At 52.4% G+C, this 254-nt stretch carries 1 protein-coding gene; it reads left to right on the forward strand.

Features of this window, described 5'->3' with window-relative positions:
- Window positions 1–213: hypothetical protein (locus JAO32_RS19840; protein WP_334243625.1), on the forward strand; the 213-nt coding region annotated here is incomplete at its 5' end.
- Between the last annotated feature and the right edge of the window lie 41 nt (window positions 214–254).

Raw genomic sequence — 254 nt, forward strand, 5'->3', positions numbered from 1 at the left:
CATCCTGAGCGAAACGAAGTGAAGCCGAAGGACCTGCATTCTTCTGTGCCCACTGCAATACTTCCCGGAAGCATTCTGCGAATGACGCAGGATAACTTCTCCAGAGAAGTTGTTGTGAGGGAGAGGAATGCAGGTCCTTCGGCTTCGCTCAGGATGACGAACTTCGTTTCGTACAGGCTTCGCGTGGACAAGGATGACCCGCTTCGTGTCTAAGAAAAAACTCATGTCCTACTCACTGCCGCAAGCAGTCACGG

The organism is Terriglobus sp. ADX1, assembly GCF_036877645.1.
GTDB lineage: Bacteria > Acidobacteriota > Terriglobia > Terriglobales > Acidobacteriaceae > Terriglobus.